A 25,702-nucleotide genomic window follows, 5' to 3' on the forward strand; every position below is an offset into this window, starting at 1 on the left:
GGTCTGACCGCTGTCGCTAGGACCAACGTCCTCAATTCATCGAACCGGAGCCGCACACGTGGTCAGGACCCCGATCCGAGTCCGCGGGGCCGCCGATCGCGACGACGGCCCCGCGGTCGCTGATTACTTCACCGCCCCCATCGACAGACCGCGCACCAGGTGGTTCTGCGCGACCCAGCCGATGACCATCACCGGCAGCGAGGCCAGCAGGGCCGCCGCCGACAGCTGCGCCCAGTACAGGCCCTCACTGGTGATGAAGCCGACCAGGAACACCGGCACCGTTCCCGCCTGCGCGGCGGTGAGGTTGACCGCGTAGAAGAACTCCGTCCAGGAGAAGATCACGCAGATCAGCGCCGTCGCGGCGATTCCCGGCGCCACGACCGGGAGGATCACCCGGAACAGCAGCACCGGCAGCGGCGCACCGTCGACCCGGGCGGCCTCGACCATCTCCCTCGGGACTTCGAGGAAGAACGAGCGCATCATCCACACCGCTAGCGGCAGGTTCATCGCGGTGTAGAGGATGACCAGCGCCCAGACGTTGTCCAGCAGACCGATGTTCTGCGAGATGACGTACAGCGGGATGATCGCCGCCACGATCGGAAGCATCTTGGTCGACAAGAAGAATCCGAGAACGCCCTGGGTGCCGGGCACCGCCGCGATGGACAGCGAGTAGGCCGCCGGGACCGCCAGCAGCAGCACCAGCAACGTCGACACCACCGTCACGAACGCCGAGTTGCCCAGGTACGGGAGGAATCCGCGTTCCAGGATCCCGGCGAACTGGGTCAGCGTCGGTGTGAAGAGCAGCTTCGGCGGGTCGGTGTAGGCGTCGGCCTCCTCCTTGAAGGAGGTCACCACCATCCAGAGCAACGGGAAGACGAACAGGATCGCCACGACCCAGGTGAACGCGGTCAGCGCCCACCGGCCGATCGGGTTCGCGGAATGCATCAGCGCACCTCGCTCAAGCCGAAGGTCCGGAACATCAAGCGCAGCGCGAAGTTCGCCACGATCAGCGTCAGGATGACCACGACGACGCCCATCGCCGAGGACTGACCGATGTCGAAGCCCTCGAACGCTCGCTGGTAGATGTAGTACGGCAGGTTGGTGCTGGCGGTGCCCGGACCACCCTGCGTCATGAGGAAGATCGCGTCGAAGCTGTTGACGATGTAGATCGCCCCGAGCAGCCCCGCAAGCTGGAGGTACCGGGCCAGCTGCGGGAGCGTGATCGACACGAACGTCCGCCACCGGCCGGCGCCGTCGACCGATGCCGCCTCCAGCACCTCCTTGGACTGGGCCTGCAGGCCCGCCAGGATCAGCAGCATCATGAACGGCGTCCACTGCCAGATGACCTGGGTCATCACCGCGGCCAGCGGGTACTCGGCCAGCCAGTCGGTGTCACCGCCGAGCACGAAGTTCAGCAACCCGTAGGTGGGGTCGAACATCGTGGTCTTCCACAGCAGCGCACCCGCCGCGGGGAGGATCAGGAACGGCGTGATCAGCAGGGTGCGAACCACGCCGCGTCCCAGGAACTTCCGGTCCAGCAGGATCGCCAGGCCCAGCCCCAGCAGCATCGAGATGAACACGCACACCACGGTCAGCACCACGGTGTTGATCAGCGCTCCGCGGAACTGGCTGTCGGCGAAGACGTCGACGTAGTTGCGCAGGCCCACGAAGTGCCGCGAGCCCGGCCGCACCAGGTTCCAGGACTGGAACGAGTAGAACACCGTCATCAGGAACGGGATCTGGGTCACCAGCACCGTGAACAGCAGCGCGGGCAGCAGCGGCGCGCGGCGCAGCCAGGTGCTCGACGCCGTGGTCTCCTTCTTGTTCACCACGGGCGCCTGAACTTCTTCGACCACCGTTTGGCTCATCGCGTCTCCCGGTAGGACTCGCCGACGGACTCGGCGTATTCCTGGGACTGCTCCAGGGCCTCGTCGACGGTGATCCGTCCGGCGATGGCCGCCGACAACTGCTGGCTGATCCGAGTTCCGAGGTCCTGGAACTCCGGGATGCCGACGAACTGGATCCCCGGGTACGGCACCGGGTTGACCATCGTGTTGGACTGCTGCGCCTTGTCGATGCCGTCCAGGGTCGGCTTCGCGTAGGCGGCAGCGGCCCGCTGGTACTCCGGGATCTCGTAGGTCGACCTGCGCACGCCCGGCGGAACCCGGTTCCAGCCGAAGGTGGTGCCGACCTGCTTGACGAATCGCTTGGAGGTCATCCAGCTCATGAACCGCCAAGCGGCGTCCTTGTCCTTGGCGACCTTGGGCATCGCCAGCGACCAGGTGTAGAGCCAGCCGGCCTCGGCGGTGCGCTCGACGGGAGCGGCAACGTAGCCGTTCTTGCCGACCACCTTGCTCTCCGCCGGGTCCTCGTTGGTGCCTGCCATGACCGTCGCGTCGTACCACATCGCGGCTTGGCCCTGCGCGTAGTGCGTGCCGCACTCGGAGAACCCGGCGCTGGAAGCACCGACCTCACCGTGCTCGCGCACCAGGTTGACGTAGAAGTTCGCAGCCGCCTTGAACTCCGGCGAGGTGATCTGAGCGTTCCAGTTCTCGTCGAAGTAGCGGGCGCCGAAGGTGTTGGCGACCGTGGAGAACGGCGCCAGGCTCTCGCCCCAACCGGGCTTGCCGCGCAGGCAGATCCCGGAAACGCCGGTCACCGGGTTGTCCAGCTTCGCGGCGAAGTCGGCGACCTGCTGCCACGTCGGGTGTTCCGGCATGGTCAGCCCGGCCTGCTGGAAGAGGTCCTTGCGGTAGGTCAGGAACGACGACTCGCCGTAGAACGGAACCGCGTACATCGAGCCCTGGTGCGACAGCGAATCCCGGATGCTGGGGATGAAGTCGTTCGCGTCGTAGCCGGGGGTCTTGTCGATGTAGGGCTGCAAGTTCTCCAGCCAGCCGTTGGCCGCCCACTGCGGTGTCTCGTAGTTGCTGATCATCGCCACGTCGAACTCGCCACCCTGGGTGGCGGTCGAGGCGGTGATCTTCGCGCGCGCCTGGTTCTCCGGCAGCTGCACGAACTTCAGCGTGATGCCGGGGTTCTCCTTCTCGAACTCGCCCTTGAGCGCGACCGCGTCCTCCATCTGCGGGTTGGACACGATCGCGATCACCAGGGTTCGTCCGCCGGAACCGATCGCACCGGCTCCGGCGCAGCTGGTCAGCAGCAGGCTGACCACAGCCAGCAGTGCGAGCCTTGTTCGGCTGCGCCCCGACCGCCTAGGCATCGGCACCTCCGGGCAGGACCTGGACCTTGAGACCGGCACCGCTGCGCATGAGTTCGAGCGCCTTGCCGAACTCCTCCAGCGGCAGCGCGTCGGTCAGCAGCTCGTCGCTGTTGATCGCACCCATCGCCATGAGGTCCAGCGCGGGACCGAAGCTGTGCAGCACCGCCATCGAACCGACGATCTTGATCTCGTCGTTGTAGATGCGGAAGGGCGACAACGAGATCCGTGCCTCCGCCGGAGCGACGCCGAAGACCAGCAGCCGTCCGCCGCGGCGCAGCTTGTCGAACGCGGTCTCGATGGCCGGGGCCGCGCCGGTGCAGTCCACGGCGGCGTCGAAGTCGGAGTCCAGCTCGGTCACGTCCTCCACGACGGCGACCGCGCCCAGCCGCTGCGCGCGCGGCAGCCGCGTCGCGTTGCGGTCGACGACGGTGACCTGCGCGCCCGCGCGCTGGAGCAGCTGCTGCATCAGCAGGCCCATCGTGCCCGCGCCGATGACGAGGAACTTCTCGCCGGCCTCGACGCCGATCTGGCGGACGCCGTGCACCGCGCAGGACACCGGCTCGACCAGGGCGCCCTGCTGCCAGTTCAGCGCCTCGGGCATGCGGTAGCAGTTGGCCGAGGGCACCGCGACGTACTCGGCGAACGCGCCGTCGACGGTGTCACCGGTGGCACCCCAGTTCGCGCACAGGTTTCCGTGCCCGTTGCGGCACGGGGTGCAGTAGCCGCAGAACAGCGACGGGTCGACCGCGACCCGGTCGCCCACCTCCCACTCGCCCGGCACGTCCGGGCCCACTTCGACGACCTCGCCGGCGAACTCGTGGCCCGGCACGATCGGGTAGGGCGTCGGCGGGAAGTGCCCGTCGGCGATGTGCACGTCGGTGCCGCAGATCCCGGTGGCCCCAACCTTCACCACCAGCTGCCGCTCCCGCGGTACCGGGTCCGGTACGTCACCAACCCGGATGGATCCGGGTTCGTCAATGATCGCGGCGCGCATCTAACCTCCGCCTCCAGAGCGCTCATCTGAGCAAACTGCTCTGTACTCTGCCCTAAACTTGCCACGCATTGAAGAGGTTCACTGGTGACCGCGTCAACCTCTGGTCGAGTTTTCACGTTATAGTGCTCAGATGAGCACACCCCGGCCGCGGAGCGGTCTGATCGACACCATGACTGCGGCGTCCATCGCGCACCGCTTCTACGTGGCCGGGCGCTCGAAGCTGGAGATCGCCGAGGAGTTCGGGATCAGCCGCTTCAAGGTTGCCCGGATCCTGGCATCAGCCCTGGAGAACGGTTTGATCAAGCTCTCGTTCGAGTTGCCGTTCCCGGTCGACGTGGAGCAGTCCGAACAGCTCCGCACGGCCTACGGGCTGCGCCGGGTGCTGGTGCTCAACCGAGCGCAATCCAAGGCCGAGCGGCCGGAGCTTCGCCGCCGAGTGGGCGTGCTCGCCGCCCAGCTCCTCTCCGAGATCACCGTTCCCGGCGACGTCATCGGCCTGTCCTGGGCGAGATCGGTCAACGCCATGGCCGAGGCGATCCGCAGCCTGCCCAAGTGCCCCATCGTCCAGCTGTGCGGCGTCCAAGCGGGCATGGACATGCGCGACCGTTCGGTGGAAACGGTGGGCCGAGTGGCCGCGGCCAGCGGCGGCGACTCCTACCCCATCTACGGGCCACTGGTCCTCCCCGACCGCCGCACCACTGAGATCCTGCGCAACCAGCCCGGCATCGCCGAGACCTTCGAGCAGTTCCAGCACCTGACCAAGGCCGTGGTCAGCATCGGCGCCTGGCAGGCGAACGAGTCCACCGTCTACGACGCGCTGAGCCCCGCCGAACGCGAGTCGATCCGCCAGCGCGGAGCCACCGCCGAGATCGCCGCCCGACTCTTCGACTCCGACGGCAACGCGCTGTCCACCGGACTGGCCCATCACGTCCTGGCGATCCCGCACGAGCAGCTGCGGGCCGTGCCGGAGGTGATCGCCGTCGGCTACACCACCCCGAAGGCCCGCGCCATAGACGCGGTGCTGCGCTCCGGGATCGTCAACACCCTCATCACCGACGCCGACGCCGCCGACCGGCTCCTGCAGCACGTCACCGAACGCCCGCTGCAGTAGGGAGGAGGGCGGAGCGACACCCCCAGCGCCGCTCCGCCCTTCGAACCCGTTTCCCGGTCACAGCACCACGGGAAACGGGAAACCGGACCAATTGCCCACCGCTCAGCTCATTCCTCGGTGAAGATCCGTCGCGGAACGCAGCACTGCTGACGCGTTCTTGACGATGTCATTCCACGACTCGACGGCTACGAGGATTGCGGCGGCCATGACGACGACTAGCGCCACCAATGCGGTTCCGGACAAGTTCAACGAGGCGAGCTCGAAGATCGCCCACAACTGGACTGCGGTGAATCCCAACGTCATCGCAACTCGGCCGAGCAGAACCTCCGGCGGGGCGCTGCGCTGTTCGGGTGTCAATTCGCGGGAGAGGTCGTCGGTGATCATCACTTCTCCTATGGTCGGGCGGAGTTCCAGTTTCTCGACTGGACCCGCACTCACCACCATGTGCCGTGGCGCGCCTGGCCGAACACCCGTTTCCCGGTGCCGAGAGAATCGGGAAACGGGCAACCCGGAGGACGAGTTGACCCAGCGGCCCACACTGTTCGGGGCGGAGCTTCGACGACTGCGGATCGAGGCCGGACTGTCGCTCTCCCGGCTCGCTGGAAATCTGCATTACAGCAAGGGCTACCTCAGCAAAATCGAAACCGGGAGCAAACGACCGAGTGCCGATTTCGCGCGTCGCTGCGATGCCGAGCTGAGCGCCGGGGGAAAGCTGTCCGAACTCGTTGGCGACCAGTCGCCGGAAACACCTCCGCCATCCGAGATCACGACGAACGGTGACGAGGTGTGGGTGTTGCGACTCGATTCGAGCGGAAGCAGTTCTTTCCAACCGGTGGACCGCAGGAGCGTGCTGACCGCAGGTGCCGCGTCGGTGGTGGCGTTCGGGATGGGCGGTGCGCGCCCTGCGGTCGCCGAAACCGGTTCCGTGGAGCCGTTCCAGGTGATGTTCGAGCAGCTCCGCAAGCTCGGGCAGACCACGAGCCCTTCGGTGGTGTTGCCAGGCCTGATCGCGCAGACGCATTCGCTGCGCGCACTGGCGAACAACGCGAAGCCCCGGCAGGCGGCCGAGGTCCTGGCGCTGACGGCACGGTACGCGGAGTTCGCGGGCTGGATGACGCAGGAAGCAGGCGATGACCGGGCGGCGATGTGGTGGACCGACCGGTCCGTCGAGCTCGCCGAGGCCGGCGGCGACCGCAGGCTCGGCGCCTACGCGCTGGTGCGCCGCGCGCTGGTCAACCTCTACCGCCACGACGCGCGGCAGACCATCGACGTCGCCCGGCTGGCCAGGCAGAACGCGCTCACCGACCACATCCGGGGCTGGGCCGCGCTGCACGAGGCCCAGGGGCATGCGCTGGCTGGCGACTACGACGCGTGCATGCGCACCTTGGACATCGCTCGCGAACACCTCAACGCCGCGCGACCCGAGTCGGGACCGTCGCTGGGCCCCACGAACCTCAGCGATCCGGCCGCGATGGTCGCCGGCTGGTGCCTGCACGACCTGGGCCGCACTCGCGAGGCCAGCGAGGTCCTCGACCGCGAGGTCGACGCGCTGCCGGAGCAGGCGCTGCGTTCCCGCGCCCGCTACGGCATCCGCCGCGCCCTGTCCCACGCCACCGCGGGCGAGATCGAGCACGCCTGCGCGCTGGCCGCCGACACGCTGCCGATCGTGGACGCCGTCACCTCGGCGACGGTGCTCACCGACCTGCGCAAGCTCAGCCAGCTGCTGGCCCGTCACCACCGCGTTCCCGCGGTCCAGGCCCTCCAACCCGCGCTGGTCGCCTCCCTTCACGACCAGAACGCCTGAACGCTCCCACCCCGCAACGGAAGAGGAGAGGAAGACCCGTGCCGGAGATCTTCGTCAACTACCGCAGCGGCGACGGCGAGTTCGCCGCTGCCCACATCGAGACCTACCTGTCCGAGCGCTTCGGCGACGAGCTGGTGTTCCGCGACGCCAAGGGGGATCCGGGCGAGGACTACCGCTCACGCCTGCTCCGGGAGTCGGCCACCACCTCGGTCCTGCTCGTCCTGATGGGTGCCGACTGGGCGAAAGCCCGTGACGAGCAGGGGAACCTGCGCTTGGCGCAGGAGGACGACTTCACCCGGCTGGAGATCCTCAACGCGATGAAGGCAGGCGCGCGCGTGATCCCGGTCCATTGTGGACGTGGCCTTCCGCACCTCACGCCCGCCGACCTCCCCGAGGAGTTGGAGGCGCTGGCCTACCTCAACGCGCTGGACTTCGACGTCCGCAACGCGCAGGACGACCTGGACAGGCTCGCCCGCAGGCTGACCGCGCTCGTCCCCGCGCTCCACGACGACCACGCCGAACCGCCGCCGCGATCAGGCGATGTCCACAACCACAACTCGGGCAACGTGCACGGCACCTACATGCCGATGAGGGATCTCCACGGCGGCCTGACCATCGGCGGACCGCACGCCACCACCCACTTCAACGGGCCGACCTACGGCAACCACCACAGCGGGTCGGGCAACCAGTTCAACCAGGGCGGTCCGAGCGGTGGTGACCGGCGATGAACGAGGACGAGGTTCCCGCCGGATCGGCGGCAACCCACTTCGAGGAGGAGGTCTCGGCCTCGTCGGTCCACACCGGGACCGGGGACATCTTCAACCTCTACGGCTCGGGCCACGAGAGCGTGATGAGCCGGGTCCGGGGCCCCCGCGTCACCTTCAAGCGCGACCTCAGGTGGAGCGAGCAGCGCTTCGTGGCCCCGCACGACCTCGACGGCGCGCGCGAGAAGCTCCGCGAGCACGGGACGGCGCTGCTGACCGGCCCGCCCGGCAGCGGGCGGAGCACCGCGGCCAAGGTGCTGGTCAACGAATCGGCCGGTGACGAGTCGCCCTACGCCCTGCTCACCGACGAGCCCTACGACCTGACCTGCCGCTTGGCCGACGTCCAGCTGCTGACCGATCACCGGCTCGTGCTCGACCTGCTGGACGCGAGCGAAGACGTGTTCCTGACCCGGATGCGCGAGCTCCCCGAGTTCCGGGCGCGGCTGGTGAACGCCAACGCACACCTCGTCGTGGTGGTGCCGAACGAGTTCGCGCACCACCTCGGTGACGAATTGCGGCAGTTCACCGCACGCATCTCCCGGCCCGCCGGCGACAGGGTGCTGCGCAGGCACCTGGAAGCCGAAGGCCTGCACCCCACCCAGGACCAGCTGGATTCCGAGGACGTCGCCGCCGCCCTCGACCAGTCGATGGCGCAGATCAGCCACCTCGCAACGCGGATCATCGAGATCAGCCGCTACGCCCCGCACAGCCCGCTGGCCGATCTGCTCGCGGAGGCGATCTCCGAACAGGCCGACCGGCGCGATGAAGCCGCGAAGCTGGTCGAGCAGCGTCCGACGGGACGTGAGCGCGCGATCCTGCTGGCATCGGCGATGTGCCAGGGCGCCTCGGCCGACGCGGTGTTCTTCGCTGCCCACCACCTCGTGGAGCTGCTGGGGCTCGACGGGTCCGAGGGACCCCGGCTGGAACAGCCCGGTTATCGAGGGCAGCTGAAGGACCTCGGCATCGACATCGCACCGCCGAACCGCGTCGACCTCGGCAGGTGGGACTTCGACCGGGCGCTGCTGGAGCACTTCTGGGACAACTACCCGGACCTGCGCCGGACCTACCGCCAGTGGGCGGACGAGGTCATCAAGATGGACCTGCTGACCGGGGCCGATCGGGTCAGCCTGGTCGACCGGTTCACCGGGCAGGCGCTGCGCACGAACAGTCCCGATCACGTCATCTGGCTGGTGGAGCGATGGCTCGAACCGCGCAACCACCGGAGCAGGCCGCTGCGGGACTTCGGAGTGCAGGCTCTCACCAACGGTCTCAACGACATCCGCCACGGCAGGCACTTCCGGCACTTGGTCTACGAGTGGTCGAAGGACTCCGGGCTGCCGGACGAGGTCGGGCAGGTACTGGTGACCGTCACCGCCAACCTGATCGCGCCCAACTACCCGGACCAGGCGGTCGTGCGGTTGCACCACCGAGCCCGCAGGGAGAACGGTCTGGGCACCCCGACGGCGCAGGACGCGCTGCTGGACCTCACGGCGGGCAGCGACGCCCTGCTCCGGTTGTTGTTGCAGCGGCTGCGGATCGGCCTGCGACGACCGGAGCCGTGGGCCGCCGATTTCGCGGTGTTCGCACGGGCGGCCGACCCCCGCCGGCTCGTCGACACCACGCGGATGTCGCGACCGCTGGTTGCACGTCAGGAGGTCCGGGCGGATCTCGTGGCCTGCTGGCGCGCGCTGTTCGCGCACCGCTCGCGCCACACCCACCACCTGCTCGGCACCTGGCTCGCGACGGCAGGGTTGATCTCCAACGCGGACCTACTGCTGGCGATCCTCGTCGAGGCGGCGCAGGAATCGGTGGACGTGCTCGCGGAGTTGTACGTCGCCGGGCGGGATTGGAGCGAGACATCTCACGGCCAGCCGCACGTCGTGGTCCGGCTGTCGCAGCTGATCGATTCGGCTCAAGGGCTGCAGAACCAGGACTTCGCGTACCCACGACCCGAGGAGTTCGTGCGATGACCAAGGAGAACCGGACCCTCTACACCGGACTCGCGATCGCGGCGGCGATCCCGCTGGTCTTCGGGTGGCTGCTGGAATGGCCCGCGTGGGTGGTGGTTCCGCTGTTGGCGGCGGTGGGTTTCGGCGTGTTCAAGAAGTTGACCGGCGGGCTGCCGACCCCGTCGGACCACGTGGGTATGCTGCTCGACCAGCTCGGTCTGCACGGTGAGCGAAACGCCGTGCGGCGGCTGACCGCGCACCGCTTCGCCCGCTACATCGAGGCGGCCGGGCACCCCCAGGTGGCCGAGGACGTTCGTCGGCGTTTCGACGCCCCGGGCGAGCCGTGAAGCGGACGGCGAAATGAGCACTTCGGGTGCTTGACATGATCGTGATCTTGAGCCAGGGCCGAGTTGTTGACCCTTTCAACGATCGACGTTACAGTTCCGCTGTTCGAAACGATCTGGATCTACATATTCCCAGGTCAGGCCCGTTTTCTGGCTGCCGGAACGAGCGAATTTCTCCGGCGGAAGGGGACCGAAGTGACGACCGCAGACCGCTCCTCACCGCCCGATTCGCGGCCTTCCGAGTCCCACGCCGTCGGGCGGCGCGGTTTCCTCGGTTACGTCCTGGCCGCACCGACGCTGGTGGCCGCCGCCGACCTGAACCTGCGCGCTCCCGCCGCGGAAGCCCAAGGGCTGCCGCCAGTCCCCTCCCCCGCGATCGCAGAGATCACCGACCTCAGCGACATGCTGGAGCACTCCGCCGCTCCCACCGCGAACCTCATCACGGTCACGGTGAACACCGACGGCACCGTGTCCTTCGAGCTGCCGCGCGCCGAGGTCGGCCAGGGCATCACCACCTCCACCGCGATGCTCATCGCCGAAGAGATGGACGTGCCGGTCGAGGACGTCCACGTCACCCTCGCCGACGCCCGGCCGGAGCTGGTGTTCAACCAGATCACCGGCGGTTCCGGCACCACGCTGTCGACCTACGAGCCGATCCGCGTCGCCGCCGCCGTGGCGCGCGGGCGCCTGCTGCAGGCCGCCGCCGTCGAGCTGGAGCAGGCGGTGGCGACGCTGCGCCTCAAGCAGGGCATCATCACCGACCTGCTGGGCAACAGCATCGGCATCGGCACGCTCGCCACGAAGGCCGCGAGCGTGCGCACCGAGGAAGTTCCGGTGCAGCTCAAGGCGAACGAGAACTTCTCGGTCATCGGGACCCCCCACAACCGCGTGGACGCGCTCGCGGCGGTGACCGGCCGGAAGAAGTTCGCGATGGACCTCAAGATCCCGGGCGCCCTGCCGACGATGGTGTGCAGGCCGCCGACGCTCAACGGCGAGGTCGGTTCGGTGCGCAACACCGAAGCCGTGGCCACCATGCCGGGCGTCACCGACGTGGTCGCGATCTCGACCGGTGTCGCGGTGCGGGCGGAGACCTTCGGGCAGTGCATCGACGCGGTGCGCGCGCTGGAGGTCGACTGGAAACCCGGCACGGCCGAGGGCAAGTCGGACGCTTCAGTGCTCGACGAGTTGCGGGCGGCCGAGGTTCCGCTGGTGGAGTCGAAGGGCGAGGCCAGCGTCGAGGGTGACTTCACCTTCTTCTTCCGCAGCAACAGCGCGTTGGAGACCAACTGCGCGATCGCCGACGTGCGACGGGACCGGGCCGAGATCTGGTCGGCCCAGAAGAACCCGATCGTCACCAAGGAGACCATCGCCGCGCAGTGCGGGATTCCGCTCGACGCGGTGAAGGTGCACGTCACCGAAGGCGGCGGATCGTTCGGGCGCAAGCTTTTCAACGACGGCGCCATGGAGGCCGCCGAGATCTCCCGCAAGATCGGCAAGCCGGTCAAGCTGATGTGGCACCGCGCCGACGACTCCCGCCAGGGCCGCACCCACCCGATGGCGACCTCGCGGGTGCGGGTGGGCGTCGCCGGGGACGGCGTGCTCAGCTACGAGCAGCGGCACACCAGCGTGTTCACCGACTTCAGCCACGGCTTCGGCGAGATCATCACCGCCAACGCGGCGAAGCTCCCGGTGGCCGACGCGTCGTTCTCGCAAACGATCTTCACCTTCACCCAGACGATGCCCTACGGCTTCGGGGCGACCACGCAGCTGCTCAACGAGACCGATCGCGGTTTCAACACCGGCAGCATGCGCAACATCTACTCCCCCGACGTCACCACCGCGCGGGAGCTGATCGTCGACCAGCTGGCCGCGAAGATGGGCGAGGACCCCTACCGGTTCCGGCAGCGGTTCCTGCAGGAGGAGCGGCTCAAGGCCGTCCTGGACCAGGTCGCCGAGGCAGGGCGGTGGGGCCGGTCGATGCCGGAGAACACGGCTCAGGGCATCGCGGTGCACACCGAGTACCGGGCGACGATCGCGACGCTGGTGGAGATCGACTGCACGCCCGAGACGGTGAACCGGCCGATCCGCGACGCCGTCGCCGGCCCGCGCGTCACCAAGGCGGTCTGCGCGGTGGACATCGGGCTCGCGGTCAACCCGCGCGGCCTGGAGGCCCAGATCATGGGCGGCATCAACGACGGCATCGCCAACGCGCTGACCTCCAGCCTGCACCTGACCGACGGGTACTTCCTGGAAGCCAGCTGGGACAACTACTTCTACACCCGGCAGTGGAACTCGCCGCCGGAGCTGGAGATCATCATCATGCCGCCGACGACCGGCAAGCCCGGTGGCGCCGGTGAGCTCGGCGTCGCCTCGGCCCAGGCCGCGGTGGCCTGCGCCTACGCCCGCGCGACCGGTTCGGTACCCACGAGCTTCCCGATCAACCACGGCACGTTGTCGTTCGAGCCGAAGCCTAACGTGCCGCCGATCCCGGAGTCGCCCACCGACGGCCTGCGCCACGCGCAGTGAGGACCTGGAGGAATTCTCGTGCCTGAGCACACCTTTCGACTCAACGATGAACAGGTCACCGTCGACGTCGCCGACGACGTGCGGGTGCTGTGGGTGCTGCGCGACCTGCTGGGCGTGACCGGCCCGAAGTACGGCTGCGGCATCAACGTCTGCAAGGCATGCACCAGCCACATCAACGGGAAAGCGTTCAACCCGTGCTCGGTCTCGGTCGGCGACATCTCCGCCGAGGACGAGATCACCACGATCGAGGGCCTGCCCGACACCGTCGACGCCGAACTGCACCCGATGCAGCAGGCGTGGCTGGACCAGGACGTCGCGCAGTGCGGCTACTGCCAGCCGGGCCAGATCATGGCGGCGGTCGCCCTGGTGCGCCGCGCTGCCGCCGGGGGACGCCAGATCACCGAGGCGGACCTCGACACGATCCGCAACATCTGCCGCTGCGGCACTTACTTCCGGATCCGCGAGGCCATCAAGGCGGGCGCGGAGAAGATGTGACGCGTGGGGCGGTCGGGACCTCAGGTGCGACCCCCGACCGCCCCACGCCGCAGAGCTGGCGACCACCGCAGGTGAGAGCGCTATGCTGGAGGTGCTGGCGGGCGCTCCGCGCTGGCACGTGGAGCATGCGAAACCCCGCGCGGCGGAGCCTCCGGTCCCAGCGGCCGGAGGCTTCCTCGGCCGGGGCGCCTGAGATGAAAGAGGCGCACCCGCGAGCTGCGCGCAATTCCCTCGTCACCCGCACCGCCGCGGGTCCTCAGCGGTTCCCTGGTGAGGAGGGGCGCAACGCCGTGCACTGGCACACATCAGTTGCGGACCCGGCACCAGGCAACCGCTGAGGCTCCGCCGCTCGCACCGCCAGGCGCGATGAGCGCGATCGGCAGTCCTAGCCGCCGAGCAGCTCGCCGAGCTGCTGGTGCACGGTCAGCACCGCCAACACGCCGAACAGGACGATCGACCAGATCAGCGCACCGAGGCGAACGCCGGAGACGCGGATCTGGGCAGGCAGCATCTTGCGGTTGATGGCGATCAGCAGGCCGGAGTAGATGAACATCATGACGCCACCGGTGCAGGCCGAGATCGTGGCCAGCAGCAGCGGTTGCCCCATCCCGGCGACGATCACGATCGTGCCGATGACCACCAGCCCCCACACCAGGATCGCGTAGATCTTGCTCTCCGAGGCGTTGGTGAAGTAGCTGGTCTTGAGCACGTCGGCAGCCAGCCGGCTGGTGTAGTCGACGATGCCCAGCGCCGCCGCGAACAGCGAGAACGCGCCCACGATCCAGAAGAAGTAGCCGAACCAGCCGCCGGCCACGGCCGACATCTTCTCGCCCTCGACACGCAGGAACGACACGTCGCTCTCCAGGCCGGGGTGGCCGAAAACAGTTCCGTAGGCCAGCAGCGACATGAACATGATGGACAGGAACGTGATGGCCACGAAGGTCATCAGCTGCTCCTTGTTGGCGAAGCGCCACCACGCCTTCCAGCGGTCCAGGTTCTCCTCGGTTGCGGGGAAGATGAATCCCGCCTGACCGCGCGCCTCGGCCTGACCGGTCAGCGGCGAGACGATCTTCGGAACGTAGTGCCCCATACCGAATCCCTTGTCGCGGATCCAGTTGCTCTGCACCAGGTTCTGACCACCACCGGCTCCCGCGAAGGCCAGCGCGCCCATCAGCACCGCGAAACCGAGCTCAGCGGCCGGGAACCCGGCCTCGGTGACCACGGTCGGCAGCGCCTGCCAGGTCTCGGCTCCGATGACGAACAACGCGCCGATCGCGATGAGCAGCACGACCGCGGCGACCTTGAGCATCTCGGCGCGTTCCAACGCCGTGTAGACCGCCGGGGCCAGCGTGAGGATCAACGCCACCAGCAGCAGGATTCCCACTGCCACCAGGGATTTGTCGCCGCCGATGGCGTAGGTGATCAGCGTCGCCGAACTCGTCGCCCACGCGGGCCAGAGGTTCGCGAAGTAGGCCATGATCGCGAACACCAGGCCCCAGTGCTTCCACAGGCGGCTGAAGCCGGTCACCGCGGTCTCACCGGTGGCCAAGGTGTAGCGCTCGATCTCCATGTTCAAGAAGAACTGCGTGATCAGCCCCAGCAGCGCTGCCCACACGAAGGTCAGCCCGACCTGCGAGGTGATGTAGGGGAAGAGGATGAACTCACCGCTGGCCAGGCCGACGCCCGCCGCGACGATGCCCGGGCCGATCAGCCGCCACTGGTTGCGCGGCGGCGCCGGCAGGTCGCGCACCTGCGGCTGCGGGATGTACTTGTCGGGAAAGGCCCTCTCCGGGCTCAGCGGGCTCGCCTCTTTGCGATCTGCCATCGTCGGCACCCTTGCTCGTGGTTGTCCTTGTCCTGAGGAAGGGCCAAGGTATGCGCCCGAACAACAACCACACCGAAAAGTAATACTTCTGTCGCTTACGCCCTCGCGAAGCGTTTCGACCGGCAGGTGTCGATCGTGGACGGTGCCGGTCAAGGACAACCCCTCACAGCGGCGCCGGTGCCTCGGCCGATGATGTCGGCGAGAGATGACGCCGGAGAAGCCAAGCACCACGCCCGAGGTCGCCCGGTGGCGCAGGAACCCCGCCCACTCCTTGATCGACACGGGCGCTGGCTCGTCCCCAAGACCCACCTCCAGGACGACGTCGTCCAGCGGCGACCACAGGTTCCCGAACACCGCCCTGATGAGTGGCTTTCGGGCGGCGGTCAGGGCCCTTCCCGCGATGCTCGGACAAGAGGGACTCGAACTCGGACGTTCCGGTCGGTCACCGATCGCCCAAGGCCTTCGAGGCGGAGCTCTTCGCCTTCACCGCTCGCTCGTGCTCCTGGCGCGCGGCTTCGAGGTCGCGGCGCCGGTCGCGCAGCTCCGAGTCGGCGGCGGCCAGCTCCTCGCGGAGGCGTTCGCGGCGCTCCTGCGCCTCCTGGCACGCGATTTCGGCGCGCTGGAGGGTTTCGTTCGCGGCATCGAGGTGTTCCTCGGTGTCCCGCAGCCGGTGCCGCAGTTCCAGCAGCTTCGCCTCCCCGGAGTCCTCGGTTGCCTTCGCGGGGCGCTCCGGTCGGGGTTCCTGGCCGGTGGACTGCCGGCGGATGGCTGCTGCGGCGAGGTCGTCGAGGCCGAAGCCGCTGTACTCCAGCGGCTTGGTCAACGTCGCTTCCTGGACCTCGGCCGCGGCCTCGGGGTCGGAGAGCGCGGCCGTCAAAGTTTGTGAAACCTGCTCGCGTCCGGTTTGGGCGAGCTCGTGCCCGCGTTCCGCGGCCAGTTCGACCGCTCGGCCGGTGAGGCGGTCCAGCAGGCGGGTGCGTTCGGCGGCCAGCTCGCGGAGCTCGTCGCCGCGCAGTTCGCGCTGGGCGTTGCGCAGCCGCTCGCCGAGGTCGTGCAGGGCGCGCAGCTCGCACGGTTCGCGGTCGGCCAGCAGGTTCACCGCCCAGGCCGCCGTGGTGGGTTTGCGCAGCTTCTTGATCCGATCGGCCAACTCGGCATCTCCGGACTCGCGGGCGCGCGCGGCCGCGGCGTCTCGGGAGGTGACGAATTCCACCGGGTCGCCGGTGCGCAGTTCGCGAGCCACTTTCCGCAGGTCCACAACTTCAACGTGCCACCGACGGGGCCCACGCGCGAGGTGTGCGTTGGCGAGATCGTCCGCGCGCGGGCAGGCTGGAGCCATGACGGCATTGGAGCGTCCTCGCAACGGAAAGATGATCGCCGGCGTGTGCGCGGGCCTGGCCCACCGGTTCGGGTTGCCCGTGTTCCTGGTGCGGCTGGCCTTCGTGATCTCCTGCGTCCTGCCAGGCCCGCAGTTCATCCTCTACATCCTGCTGTGGGTCATGCTGCCGAAGTCCCGCTGAGGATTGCGCGCGCCTTCCGGAATCTCTGCACCCGGATGGCGTTGTACACGGGGTGAGTCCTCGTTTGTCAGTGCTGGACCGCTCGCACATCCCGGTCGGCGGCAGCGCCCGGGAGGCGCTGCTGGAGACCGTGCGCTTCGCGCAGGAGGTCGAGCGGCTCGGCTACCACCGGATCTGGGTCGCCGAGCACCACGGCGTGCCCGGCGTCGCCGGAGCCGCCCCGACCGTGCTGGCCTCGGCGGTCGCCGCCGCCACCAGCCGGATCAGGGTGGGCACCGGCGGCGTCATGCTGCCCAACCACCAGCCGCTGGTGGTCGCCGAGCAGTTCGGCGTGCTGGGGTCGTTGTTCGGCGACCGCATCGACGTCGGGCTGGGGCGGTCGCTGGGGTTCACCGGCGGCATCCGCAAGGCGCTCGGTGCCGAGGAAGCGAACCACTTCACCGAGCAGCTCACCGAGCTGCTTGCCTACCTCGACGGCGCAGTCGCGGGCGTGCGCGCGGTGCCCGCCGAAGGGCTCGACCTGCCGGTGTTCGTGCTGGCCACCCGCAACGCCAGCAGCGCCGCCGAGCTCGGCCTCCCGCTGGTCATCGCCTCCCCGCTCGGCGACCAGGAGATGCTGCGCACGATCGACGAGTACCGGCGAGACTTCCGCCCCTCCCGCCGCGCCGCCGAGCCCTACGTGGTCGTCGCCCGCTCCATCGCGGTCGCCGACACCACCGAAGCCGCCCGCCGCCTCCTCGTCCCCGAAGCCTGGGCCACCGTTCGGTCCCGCACCAGGGGCGAGTTCCCTCCCCTGGACGCCCCGGACCGCGTCCTCGCCCGCGACATGACCGACCGAGAACGCATCCACTTCACCCGGGCCATGCGAGGCCACACCTACGGCACGCCGGACGAGGTCGCAGTCGCCGTGAAGGACCTCGTCGCCACGACGGCCGCCGACGAACTGCTGGTGACCACCACCGCCCACGACCCCGACGACCGCCTCACCTCCTACCGCCTCCTCGCGTCCCTCACCGGGTGAGGAGGACGGGGGTCACTTGCGTTCGAGGACGGCTTTGAGGAAGCGCTGGGTTCGTTCGTGCTGGGGGTTCTGGAGGATCTGGGACGGGGGTCCGGATTCGACCACCGCGCCGGAGTCGAACATCAGGACGCGGTCGGAGATCTCCTCCGCGAAGCGCATCTCGTGGGTGACCAGCAGCATCGTCATGGCAGTGGTGTGCGCGAGGTCGCGGATGACGGCCAGCACCTCGCCGATCAGCTCCGGGTCCAGCGCCGAGGTGACCTCGTCGAACAGCATCACCTTGGGCCGCATCGCCAGGGCTCGGGCGATGGCGACCCGCTGCTGCTGACCGCCGGAGAGCTGCCCCGGCTTGTGCGACAAGTGCTTCTCGAGTCCCACCAGCTGCAGCAGCTCGACGGCGCGCTGCCCGGCCTCGTCGCGGCTCATCCCCAGCACCTGGACCGGCGAGAGCGTCACGTTGTCCAGCACGGTCATGTGCGGGAACAGGTTGAAGTGCTGGAACACCATGCCGATCGTGCGCCGCACCGCGGCCTGCTTCTTCGCGTCGAACCGGGCGCCTTCGCGGCAATCCCACAGCGGCTGCCCGTCGACCTCGATCAACCCGGTGTCGGGGTGCTCCAGGGTCATCAGCAGCCGCAGGATGGTGGTCTTGCCGGAGCCGCTGGGTCCGATGATGGACACCTTCTCCCCCGGCGCCACCGTCAGGTCGAGTTCGCGCAGCACGTGGTTGTCCCCGAAGGACTTCCCCACGCCGGAGAAGGAGATCATCGCCTCATCTGGGGTGGGCAAGACGCAGCTCCAATCGTTTGATCAGCCTCGCCGCGGGCAGGCTGACCGCCAGGAACAGCAGGGCGGCGATGGTCATCGGTTCCAGGTAGCGGTAGCTGCTCGAGCCGATGGCCGTCGCGTGGCCGAGCAGTTCGAACACCGTGATGGCGTGCAGGATCGCGGAATCCTTGAACATCTGCACCAGGTAGTTGCCCAGCGCCGGGATGACGTCGCGGACCGCCTGCGGCAGCACCACGAACCGCCAGCGCTGCCAGTTCGACAGGCTCAGCGCGGTGCACGCCTCCCACTGCCCGACAGCCACGCTCTGGATCCCCGCGCGGTACACCTCGGCGGTGTAGGCGCTGTAGTTGAGGCCGATGACGACGATGCCGGTGATCATCGGGGAGAACTGCACCCCGACGCGGGGTAGCACGAAGAACGCGAAGTACGCCTGCACCAGCAGCGGCGTGCCCCGGATGAACAGCACGTAGAAGGTGAACAGCTTGCTGACCACCGGCACCTGGGAGTAGCGCACCACGGCCACGAACAGCCCGACGACCAGCGCGATCGCCATGCCGACGAGCGTGATCTGCACGGTGACCCACAGCCCTTCCAGCAGGAAGGGCACGATCTGCGCCGCGAACGACCAGTCCCAGATCACGACGTCACCCGCCGATCCGGCAGGACGCGCTGCCAGAAGCTCTGCGCCTGCGCCGGCCGAGTCGGGTCGACGCGCCGCTCCAGCCACGAGGAGCCGAGCGAGAGGACGTAGGCGACGACGAAGTAGGACACCAGGATCGTCCCGAAGACCGCCGCCGTGGCGCCGGTGGTGTTGCGGACCATCTGGGCGGTGAAGGTCAGGTCGGCGACGGTCACCAGCGACACCAGGGAGGTGTTCTTGAGCAGGTCCACCATCACGTTGCCGAAGGGCGGGATCATCGCCGGAACCGCTTGCGGCAGGATGACGAACCGCATCCTCTGGTAGGGGCTCAGGCTCAACGCGACGGCACCTTCCCGTTGCCCGCGCGGCAGGGCGGTGATCGCGCCGCGCACGATCTCCGCGCCGTAGGCGCCTTCGTTGAGGCCGAGCGCGAGGATCGCCGCGGCGAACGGGACCAGCTGGATGCCGAAGAACGGCAGCGCGAAGAACAGCCAGAACAGCTGCACCAGCATCGACGTCCCGCGGAAGACCTCGATGAACACCGACGCAGGCCAGCTCAACCAGCGGTGGTGCGACATCCGGGCGATGCCTGCGGCGAAGGCGACCACCACCGCGAGCACCATGCCAGCGATGGTGAGCGCGATGGTGATCAGCAGACCTTCGCCGAGCAGCGGGAAGTAGGGCAGGATCTGCGACATTCGTGCTCAGCCTGGTACGGCGCAGAGCTGTTCGCGGGTCACCGATCTCGCGGCGTCCCCGGAGAAGCCCCACTTGCCGAGGATCTGGTCGAACTCGGGCGTGGCCTTGAGCGCCTTGAGCTGTTCGTCGTAGGCGGCGACCAGATCGGCGTCGGCCTGGCGGAAACCGGCGCCGGAGCCGGTTTGCTGCACGTCGGTGATGGCACCGGTGATCTCGATGCCCTCGGTCTTGAGCGCGTTGAGCGACAGGGTCGGTAGGAAGAACGCGTCGGCTCGGCCCGCCTGCACGGCTTCGACTCCGCTGCGGCCGTCGGGAATGTTGACGATCTGCGACGCCGGGACACCTGCGGTCTTGAGCGCGCCGTCCTCGAATCCGCCCGGCAGGACCGCGATCTTCAGCGCCGGATCGGCTTTCACAGCCGCGATTCCGGTGAGCTTCTTCGGATTCCCCGCGGGCACCGCGAACGATTCGGTGGACACGATTTCCGGTTCGGAGTAGCGGATCTGACTGCACCGCGACTGCTTCATGAACAATCCAGCGGCGATGATGTCCCACCGACTCGCGTTGAGCCCCGGAATCATCGACTCGTAGGGGGTGACGATGCCTTCGATGCGGGGAACGCCCATTCGCTTGAGCACCGCGGCGACCACGTCGGGCTCAGCTCCGGTGACGCTGCCGTCGGGGTTGATCTGGGTGTAGGGCGGCTCGTTGGCGATCGCGATCCGCGCGTATCCCTGCTGCTTGAATCGGTCCAACGTGGATCCGGTCGGTTGCCCGGTGCCGGGCTGGGTGAAGCTGCACCCGCCGAGGAATCCGGTGACCGGCACTGCGAGTGCCGCCGCTCCACCGGCGCGGAGCAATTGCCGTCGAGAAATTTCGGTCCTGCGCATGGCCCAGACCTCCCTGGTACATCGCCCATTCGAGTGATGCGGTTGGGCAGACGGTAAGTCGCCCCTTTGGCCCTGTCAACGCGAGAACGGACCGTGACGTGTAACCGATCTGTTTCCACCAATCACGCGAGATTGCCGAATCAAGACGCGTTTCCAGCGCAAACACCGGCACCCCGGATCGCCTCCCGAGGATCGGAGGAAATTCTTTCGGAAGAATTTTGACACGGACAGGTGAAGATCGAACTTCAGCCGTGCACCGCAACGGCGACGCGCGATTGCCGAGCGATCTCCAAGTCCTCCCGCGCCCGCACCACGACGCTGCGAGCCGTGGCGCCTGCCGCGCTGATCTCGCCCTCGGTCGCGTGAATGTTGTGCGCCGGATCGATGGCCGCCCCGGCGAAGACCAGCGCCGAACCCACGGCCGCGCGCACCGGCGGCTGGTGCTCGCCGATCCCACCGGTGAACACCAGCAGGTCCAGCCCGCCGAGCACCGCCAGCATCGCTCCGGCGTGGCGCACCAGGCTGTGCCGGTAGACGTCGAAAGCCGTCGCGGCGTCGTGGTCTCCGTTCTCCCTCGCGTCCAGCACGTCGCGGAGGTCGCCGTTCCCGCCCGCCAGCCCCGCGACTCCGGACCTCCGCGCCAGGGTCTCGAAGACCTCTTCCGGTGGGAGGCCTCGGGAATCGATGAGCCAGCCGATGAGCCCGGGATCGACGCTGCCGCTCCGGGTGTTCATCACCAGCCCCTCTTCCGGGGTGAAGCCCATCGTGGTGTCAACGCAACGGCCGTTGAGCACCGCCGCCATCGATGCCCCAGCCCCGAGGTGACAGCTCAGCACCTTCCCGCGCCCGGTGTCCAGACCGGTCAGCTCCGCCCCGCGCCGCACCGCGTAGGAGTGCGACAAGCCGTGAAAACCATAGCGGCGCAGGGAGTACCGCTCATTCCACTCGCGCGGCAACGCGTAGGTTGCGGCGGCGGTGGGAAGTCTCGCGTGGAAGGCGGTGTCCACGCACACCACCGACGGCACGCGAGGCGCGAACCGCCGCGCCACCCGGATACCCTCGATCGCGCGCGGCTGGTGCAGCGGCGCGAGGTCGGTGAGCGATTCCAGGTAGGTCTGCACCTCGTCGTCGATGGGCGTGGCTTCGGTGATGCGATCGCCGCCGTGCACCACCCGGTGCCCGATGACCTCGGCTCCGTGCTCGTCGAGGAATTCCTCGATCGGCCCCGGCTCGCCGCCCCAGCGCTCCACGTGCCGGTCGTCGACCAGCTCGTCACCGTCGAGGAGGGCGAGCTTGAGGCTGCTGGAGCCGGCGTTGACCGTCAGCACCCTCACCGGCCCGGCCAAGACCACTCCCGGATCTCCGGCATGTCCTCCCCGTGCGTGGACACGTAGTGGCGGTGCTCGATCAGCCTGGTCTTGAACGCCTCCCGCGCGTAGGCGGCGCGCGGACCGAGCCGGGGAACCCGGTCGATGACGTCGATGGCCAGGTTGAACCGGTCGATCTGGTTGAGCACGCACATGTCGAACGGCGTGGTCGTGGTGCCTTCCTCCTTGTAGCCGCGCACGTGCAGGTTCTCGTGGTTGTTCCGGCGGTAGGTCAGCCGGTGGATCAGCCAGGGGTAGCCGTGGAAGTTGAAGATCACCGGACGATCCCGGGTGAACAGGCTGTCGAACTCGACGTCGGACAGCCCGTGCGGGTGTTCCCGCTCGCCCTGCAGCCGCATCAGGTCCACCACGTTGACCACCCGGATCCGCAGGTCGGGGAACTCGCTCAGCAGCAGGTCCACCGCGGCCAAGGTCTCCATCGTGGGCACGTCGCCCGCGCAGCCCATCACCACGTCGGGATCGCCGTCGTCGTCGCTGGAGGCCCAGTCCCAGATGCCGATCCCCTTGGTGCAGTGCACCACCGCCGATTCCATGTCCAGGTACTGGGGCGCGGGCTGCTTCCCGGCCACCACGACGTTGATGTAGTCGCGGCTGCGCAGGCAGTGGTCCACCACCGACAACAACGTGTTGGCGTCCGGCGGCAGGTAGACCCGGACCACCTCGGCCTTCTTGTTCACCACGTGGTCGATGAACCCCGGGTCCTGGTGGGAGAAGCCGTTGTGGTCCTGTTGCCACACGTGGGAGGTCAGCAGGTAGTTCAGCGAGGCGATCGGCTGCCGCCAGGCCAGCCGCCCGGTGACCTTCAACCACTTGGCGTGCTGGTTGACCATCGAGTCCACGATGTGCGCGAAAGCCTCGTAGCAGGAGAAGAACCCGTGCCTGCCAGTGAGCAGGTAGCCTTCCAGCCAGCCCTGGCACGTGTGCTCGGAGAGCACCTCCATCACCCTGCCGTCGTGCGCCAGCGAGTCGTCGTCGGGCAGGGTCTCGGCGGTCCAGGTGCGCGCGGTGGCCGTCAAGATCGCGGCCAGCCGGTTGGAGTTGTTCTCGTCCGGTGAGAAGACCCGGAAGTTCCGCTCGTTCTCGTTCAGCCGCACCACGTCCCGGAGGAACCGGCCCAGGACGCGGGTCGCCTCACCGGTGCTCGCTCCCGGCTGCTCCACCTCGATCCCGTAGTCCCGGAACTCCGGCATTCGCAGAGCGCGCAGCAGGTGGCCGCCGTTGGCGTGCGGGCTGGCGCTCATCCGGCGGTCACCGATCGGGTTGTGCTCGCGGATCTCGCGCACCGGAGCGCCCGAGGACTCGAACAGCTCCCCCGGCTCGTAGCTGCGCAGCCACGACTCCAGCTGGAACAGGTGCTCGGGGTTGCCCCGCGGGTCGGAGATCGGCACCTGGTGCGCCCGCCAGGTGCCGGCCACGTACTTGCCGTCGACGGTGTCGGGCCCGGTCCAACCCTTCGGGGTGCGCAACACGATCATCGGCCACCGCGGGCGCTGCTGAACGCCTTCCCGCCGCGACCGGCGCTGGAGCGCCGAGATCTCGTCGAGGCAGCGGTCCAGCGTCGCGGCGAACAGGTGGTGCATCGGTGCCGGTTCGTCCCCCGCGACGAGGTAGGGCTCGTAGCCGAAACCGCGCAGCATGCCGAGCAGTTCGTCGTCGGGAATGCGCGCCAGGACCGCCGGGCTGGCGATCTTGTAGCCGTTGAGGTGCAGGATCGGCAGCACCGCGCCGTCGGTGGCCGGGTTGAGGAACTTGTTGGAGTGCCAGCTGGTCGCCAGCGGACCCGTCTCGGCCTCGCCGTCACCGATGACGCAGGGAACGATCAGGTCGGGGTTGTCGAACACCGCTCCGAACGCGTGCGAGAGCGCGTAGCCCAGCTCGCCGCCCTCGTGGATCGACCCGGGCGTCTCGGGCGCCACGTGGCTGGGGATCCCGCCGGGGAACGAGAACTGGGTGACCAGCCGCTTCAGGCCCTCGTTGTCCTGGGCGACGTCCGGGTAGATCTCGCTGTAGGTGCCTTCCAGCCAGGCCGCCGATACCAGGCCCGGACCGCCGTGACCTGGGCCGATCACGTACATCATGGCGAGATCGCGCATCCGGATGACCCGGTTGAGGTGCGCGTAGATGAAGTTCAGGCCGGGCGTGGTCCCCCAGTGCCCGAGCAGCCGGGGCTTGATGTGCTCGGGGCGCAGCGGTTCGCGCAGCAGCGGGTTGTCCATCAGGTAGATCTGGCCCGCCGACAGGAAGTTGGCCGCGCGCCACCACAGCTGCACCCCGTCGAGCTCCTGCGGCTCCAAGTGCTCGCTCACTGCTGGGGTCATCGTCCACCCCGCCTCGGACACCTGCGCATCACTGCTCATCCCCGACCCCCGGAAGTCGAACCACCCACACAGCCTGGTGCCCCACAGCGCAGGCGCAACTCGGAGTAACGGGCCTTGAGCCGTCAGACCCCCGGAGCGGACGGGCAGGAGCGTCGGAGGACGTCGGGTGCGCGGGGGCACCGGTCGGTTCTGGTCCGAACGGGCCCGGCAAGGCGCACTTGATCACGGGTCGGTTCGGACCGAGAACTGCGCGGGGCACGGCCGCTCACGACGTCAGCGTCGTGCGCGAGCCGCGGAGTGCCGGGGGCGCGCTCGTCAGAGGAGGCGTTCGACCGTCTGGTTCTCCGAGGAGCGCTGGGCCGCGGCGATGATGTCCAGGGCCGTGACCGCGTCGGCGGGGTCCACCGGGGCCGGGCCGTGGACGGTGAGCGCTTCGACGACCTCGTCGTAGAACGCCTGGTAGGCGCCGGACTCGCTCGGAACCCTCCGCGCGGTCACGCCGTCACCGAGCTCGCCCCAGATGTCCTCTGGCTCGCGGCCCCAGGTGTCGTCCACGGGGCGCTTGCCCGCGCGGAGGTCGGCTTCCTGCGGGTCGGTGCCGTGCTTGGTGAACGTGCCCTGGTCTCCGAGCACGCGCAGGCGGGGGCCGGACACCGCCGCGAGCTTGCTCATCCACAAGTGCGAGCGGACGCCGTTGACGTGGGACAGCGAGACGAACGAATCGTCGTCAGCGCGCACGCCCGGTCTGCGACGGTCGATCTCGGCGTAGACCGAGGCGACCGGGCCGAACAGCTGCAGCGCCTGGTCGATGAGGTGACTGCCCAGGTCGTAGAGCAGTCCCGCCACGTCCTCGGCGCCACCGGAATCGCGCCACGTCGGCTTCGGCTGCGGCGCCCAGCGGTCGAAGCGGGACTCGAAGCGGTGCACCCGCCCCAGCTCACCGCCGGCAAGCACCTTGCGCACGGTCCGGATGTCGCTGTCCCAACGGCGGTTCTGGAACACCGTCAGCAGCAGTCCCCGTTCGCGGGCGTGCTCGATGAGCTCGCGGCCCTCCTGCGCCGTCGGCGTGAAGGGCTTGTCCACCACCACCGGGACACCGGCGTCCAGCGCGGCCTTGGTGAGCTCGACGTGCGTCCGGTTGGGCGTCGTGACGACCACCAGGTCGGGCTCGCGGGCGAACAGCGCGTCCATCCCGGCCACCGGCTCGGTGCCCGGGTGGTCGGCGCGCACCTGCGCCTGCCGCTCCGGGTTCGAGGTGACGACCGCGTCGAGCCGCAGCCGCGGGTTGGCGGCGATCAACGGCGCGTGGAAGATCGCTCCACCCGAGCCGTAGCCGACGAGTCCGACCTTGAGTTCGTGCTGTTCCGAGCCGTGCATGACCCCATTAGACACGTCGCGCCGC

General features: G+C 68.6%; 23 protein-coding genes and 1 pseudogene. 10 read left to right on the plus strand and 14 right to left on the minus strand.

What is annotated here, in order from left to right; all coding sequences use genetic code 11:
- Positions 1 to 123 precede the first annotated feature (123 nt).
- From E1161_RS05150 to E1161_RS05165, 4 genes are read right to left on the minus strand one after another with little or no spacing between them, the layout of a single operon-like run.
- On the minus strand, positions 124 to 945 hold the full coding sequence (locus E1161_RS05150; protein ID WP_132620118.1) for a carbohydrate ABC transporter permease: 822 nt from the start codon (positions 943 to 945) through the stop codon (positions 124 to 126).
- Positions 945 to 1,868, minus strand: a complete 924-nt coding sequence (locus tag E1161_RS05155) for a carbohydrate ABC transporter permease (RefSeq protein WP_165939693.1) — start codon at positions 1,866 to 1,868, stop codon at positions 945 to 947. Before E1161_RS05155 ends, E1161_RS05150 begins: the two co-directional genes overlap by 1 nt.
- Positions 1,865 to 3,223, minus strand: coding sequence for an ABC transporter substrate-binding protein (locus tag E1161_RS05160; RefSeq protein ID WP_132620120.1), 1,359 nt, complete (start codon positions 3,221 to 3,223; stop codon positions 1,865 to 1,867). Before E1161_RS05160 ends, E1161_RS05155 begins: the two co-directional genes overlap by 4 nt.
- Complete coding sequence (locus tag E1161_RS05165; protein ID WP_132620122.1) at positions 3,216 to 4,217, minus strand: zinc-dependent alcohol dehydrogenase family protein; 1,002 nt, start codon at positions 4,215 to 4,217, stop codon at positions 3,216 to 3,218. Before E1161_RS05165 ends, E1161_RS05160 begins: the two co-directional genes overlap by 8 nt.
- Before the next feature lie 130 nt (positions 4,218 to 4,347).
- Here E1161_RS05165 and E1161_RS05170 point away from each other — a divergent pair, with 130 nt between their 5' ends.
- Entirely contained in the window at positions 4,348 to 5,328 is a 981-nt protein-coding gene (locus tag E1161_RS05170) for a sugar-binding transcriptional regulator (RefSeq protein ID WP_235874799.1), read from the plus strand.
- Between the two features lie 102 nt (positions 5,329 to 5,430).
- On the opposite strand, the gene E1161_RS05175 is transcribed toward E1161_RS05170, so the two are convergent.
- Positions 5,431 to 5,712: a hypothetical protein gene (locus tag E1161_RS05175; protein ID WP_132620124.1), complete on the minus strand. Its 282-nt coding sequence runs from the start codon at positions 5,710 to 5,712 to the stop codon at positions 5,431 to 5,433.
- A gap of 58 nt (positions 5,713 to 5,770) precedes the next feature.
- On the opposite strand from E1161_RS05175, the pseudogene E1161_RS27930 reads away from it, so the two are divergent.
- The 7 genes and pseudogenes from E1161_RS27930 to E1161_RS05205 form a co-directional block, all read left to right on the plus strand.
- Positions 5,771 to 5,959, plus strand: a pseudogene (locus tag E1161_RS27930) (helix-turn-helix domain-containing protein); the annotation flags it as partial.
- Positions 5,960 to 6,160: 201 nt separating this feature from the next.
- Positions 6,161 to 7,132 carry a transcriptional regulator gene (locus E1161_RS05180; protein ID WP_235874824.1) on the plus strand — a complete coding sequence of 324 codons (972 nt, stop codon included), beginning with the start codon at positions 6,161 to 6,163 and terminating at the stop codon, positions 7,130 to 7,132.
- A 38-nt stretch (positions 7,133 to 7,170) separates the two neighbouring features.
- A complete protein-coding gene (locus E1161_RS05185) occupies positions 7,171 to 7,860 on the plus strand; it encodes a TIR domain-containing protein (protein WP_165939694.1) in 690 nt (229 codons plus the stop codon).
- Positions 7,857 to 9,866: a hypothetical protein gene (locus tag E1161_RS05190; RefSeq protein ID WP_132620130.1), complete on the plus strand. Its 2,010-nt coding sequence runs from the start codon at positions 7,857 to 7,859 to the stop codon at positions 9,864 to 9,866. The genes E1161_RS05185 and E1161_RS05190 overlap by 4 nt, the downstream gene beginning before the upstream one ends.
- Positions 9,863 to 10,192 (plus strand): hypothetical protein, encoded by a 330-nt coding sequence (locus E1161_RS05195; RefSeq protein WP_132620132.1) that lies wholly within the window; start codon positions 9,863 to 9,865, stop codon positions 10,190 to 10,192. The genes E1161_RS05190 and E1161_RS05195 overlap by 4 nt, the downstream gene beginning before the upstream one ends.
- Before the next feature lie 192 nt (positions 10,193 to 10,384).
- A complete protein-coding gene (locus E1161_RS05200) occupies positions 10,385 to 12,715 on the plus strand; it encodes a molybdopterin cofactor-binding domain-containing protein (RefSeq protein ID WP_132620134.1) in 2,331 nt (776 codons plus the stop codon).
- Between the two features lie 18 nt (positions 12,716 to 12,733).
- The gene (locus E1161_RS05205) at positions 12,734 to 13,210 is read left to right on the plus strand and encodes a (2Fe-2S)-binding protein (RefSeq protein ID WP_132620136.1); all 477 of its coding nucleotides are present in this window, start codon (positions 12,734 to 12,736) and stop codon (positions 13,208 to 13,210) included.
- A gap of 385 nt (positions 13,211 to 13,595) precedes the next feature.
- On the opposite strand, the gene E1161_RS05210 is transcribed toward E1161_RS05205, so the two are convergent.
- The gene (locus tag E1161_RS05210) at positions 13,596 to 15,035 is read right to left on the minus strand and encodes an Nramp family divalent metal transporter (protein ID WP_132620138.1); all 1,440 of its coding nucleotides are present in this window, start codon (positions 15,033 to 15,035) and stop codon (positions 13,596 to 13,598) included.
- A gap of 442 nt (positions 15,036 to 15,477) precedes the next feature.
- Positions 15,478 to 16,293 (minus strand): hypothetical protein, encoded by an 816-nt coding sequence (locus E1161_RS05215; RefSeq protein ID WP_132620140.1) that lies wholly within the window; start codon positions 16,291 to 16,293, stop codon positions 15,478 to 15,480.
- A 79-nt stretch (positions 16,294 to 16,372) separates the two neighbouring features.
- Here E1161_RS05215 and E1161_RS05220 point away from each other — a divergent pair, with 79 nt between their 5' ends.
- Positions 16,373 to 16,555, plus strand: coding sequence for a PspC domain-containing protein (locus E1161_RS05220; RefSeq protein WP_132620142.1), 183 nt, complete (start codon positions 16,373 to 16,375; stop codon positions 16,553 to 16,555).
- A 64-nt stretch (positions 16,556 to 16,619) separates the two neighbouring features.
- A complete protein-coding gene (locus tag E1161_RS05225; RefSeq protein WP_235874800.1) occupies positions 16,620 to 17,576 on the plus strand; it encodes an LLM class flavin-dependent oxidoreductase in 957 nt (318 codons plus the stop codon).
- Positions 17,577 to 17,588: 12 nt separating this feature from the next.
- Here E1161_RS05225 and ehuA read toward each other — a convergent pair whose 3' ends face one another.
- From ehuA to E1161_RS05260, 7 genes are all read right to left on the minus strand, one after another.
- Positions 17,589 to 18,344: an ectoine/hydroxyectoine ABC transporter ATP-binding protein EhuA gene (gene ehuA, locus E1161_RS05230; protein ID WP_132620481.1), complete on the minus strand. Its 756-nt coding sequence runs from the start codon at positions 18,342 to 18,344 to the stop codon at positions 17,589 to 17,591.
- Between the two features lie 4 nt (positions 18,345 to 18,348).
- The gene (gene ehuD / locus E1161_RS05235; RefSeq protein ID WP_132620146.1) at positions 18,349 to 19,005 is read right to left on the minus strand and encodes an ectoine/hydroxyectoine ABC transporter permease subunit EhuD; all 657 of its coding nucleotides are present in this window, start codon (positions 19,003 to 19,005) and stop codon (positions 18,349 to 18,351) included.
- A complete protein-coding gene (ehuC, locus tag E1161_RS05240; protein ID WP_132620148.1) occupies positions 19,002 to 19,703 on the minus strand; it encodes an ectoine/hydroxyectoine ABC transporter permease subunit EhuC in 702 nt (233 codons plus the stop codon). The genes ehuD and ehuC overlap by 4 nt, the downstream gene beginning before the upstream one ends.
- 6 nt (positions 19,704 to 19,709) lie before the next feature.
- Positions 19,710 to 20,594 carry an ectoine/hydroxyectoine ABC transporter substrate-binding protein EhuB gene (gene ehuB, locus E1161_RS05245; RefSeq protein ID WP_132620150.1) on the minus strand — a complete coding sequence of 295 codons (885 nt, stop codon included), beginning with the start codon at positions 20,592 to 20,594 and terminating at the stop codon, positions 19,710 to 19,712.
- 245 nt (positions 20,595 to 20,839) lie between these two features.
- Positions 20,840 to 21,940: an acetate/propionate family kinase gene (locus tag E1161_RS05250; RefSeq protein WP_132620152.1), complete on the minus strand. Its 1,101-nt coding sequence runs from the start codon at positions 21,938 to 21,940 to the stop codon at positions 20,840 to 20,842.
- Positions 21,925 to 24,300, minus strand: coding sequence for a phosphoketolase family protein (locus E1161_RS05255; RefSeq protein WP_132620154.1), 2,376 nt, complete (start codon positions 24,298 to 24,300; stop codon positions 21,925 to 21,927). Before E1161_RS05255 ends, E1161_RS05250 begins: the two co-directional genes overlap by 16 nt.
- A 315-nt stretch (positions 24,301 to 24,615) precedes the next feature.
- Positions 24,616 to 25,677, minus strand: coding sequence for a Gfo/Idh/MocA family protein (locus E1161_RS05260; protein ID WP_132620156.1), 1,062 nt, complete (start codon positions 25,675 to 25,677; stop codon positions 24,616 to 24,618).
- Positions 25,678 to 25,702: the final 25 nt, after the last annotated feature.

Origin of the sequence: Saccharopolyspora aridisoli (genome assembly GCF_004348445.1) — a bacterium.
Lineage (GTDB): Bacteria > Actinomycetota > Actinomycetes > Mycobacteriales > Pseudonocardiaceae > Saccharopolyspora > Saccharopolyspora aridisoli.

Bases quoted from the DNA above. Each gene is read 5' to 3' on its own strand.
- E1161_RS05150 (WP_132620118.1), bottom strand. From the start codon at position 945: ATGCATTCCGCGAACCCGATCGGCCGGTGGGCGCTGACCGCGTTCACC.
- E1161_RS05155 (WP_165939693.1), bottom strand. From the start codon at position 1,868: ATGAGCCAAACGGTGGTCGAAGAAGTTCAGGCGCCCGTGGTGAACAAG.
- E1161_RS05160 (WP_132620120.1), bottom strand. From the start codon at position 3,223: ATGCCTAGGCGGTCGGGGCGCAGCCGAACAAGGCTCGCACTGCTGGCT.
- E1161_RS05165 (WP_132620122.1), bottom strand. From the start codon at position 4,217: ATGCGCGCCGCGATCATTGACGAACCCGGATCCATCCGGGTTGGTGAC.
- E1161_RS05170 (WP_235874799.1), top strand. From the start codon at position 4,348: ATGAGCACACCCCGGCCGCGGAGCGGTCTGATCGACACCATGACTGCG.
- E1161_RS05175 (WP_132620124.1), bottom strand. From the start codon at position 5,712: ATGATCACCGACGACCTCTCCCGCGAATTGACACCCGAACAGCGCAGC.
- E1161_RS05190 (WP_132620130.1), top strand. From the start codon at position 7,857: ATGAACGAGGACGAGGTTCCCGCCGGATCGGCGGCAACCCACTTCGAG.
- E1161_RS05195 (WP_132620132.1), top strand. From the start codon at position 9,863: ATGACCAAGGAGAACCGGACCCTCTACACCGGACTCGCGATCGCGGCG.
- E1161_RS05210 (WP_132620138.1), bottom strand. From the start codon at position 15,035: ATGGCAGATCGCAAAGAGGCGAGCCCGCTGAGCCCGGAGAGGGCCTTT.
- E1161_RS05220 (WP_132620142.1), top strand. From the start codon at position 16,373: ATGACGGCATTGGAGCGTCCTCGCAACGGAAAGATGATCGCCGGCGTG.
- ehuA (WP_132620481.1), bottom strand. From the start codon at position 18,344: ATGATCTCCTTCTCCGGCGTGGGGAAGTCCTTCGGGGACAACCACGTG.
- ehuC (WP_132620148.1), bottom strand. From the start codon at position 19,703: ATGTCGCAGATCCTGCCCTACTTCCCGCTGCTCGGCGAAGGTCTGCTG.
- ehuB (WP_132620150.1), bottom strand. From the start codon at position 20,594: ATGCGCAGGACCGAAATTTCTCGACGGCAATTGCTCCGCGCCGGTGGA.
- E1161_RS05255 (WP_132620154.1), bottom strand. From the start codon at position 24,300: ATGACCCCAGCAGTGAGCGAGCACTTGGAGCCGCAGGAGCTCGACGGG.
- E1161_RS05260 (WP_132620156.1), bottom strand. From the start codon at position 25,677: ATGCACGGCTCGGAACAGCACGAACTCAAGGTCGGACTCGTCGGCTAC.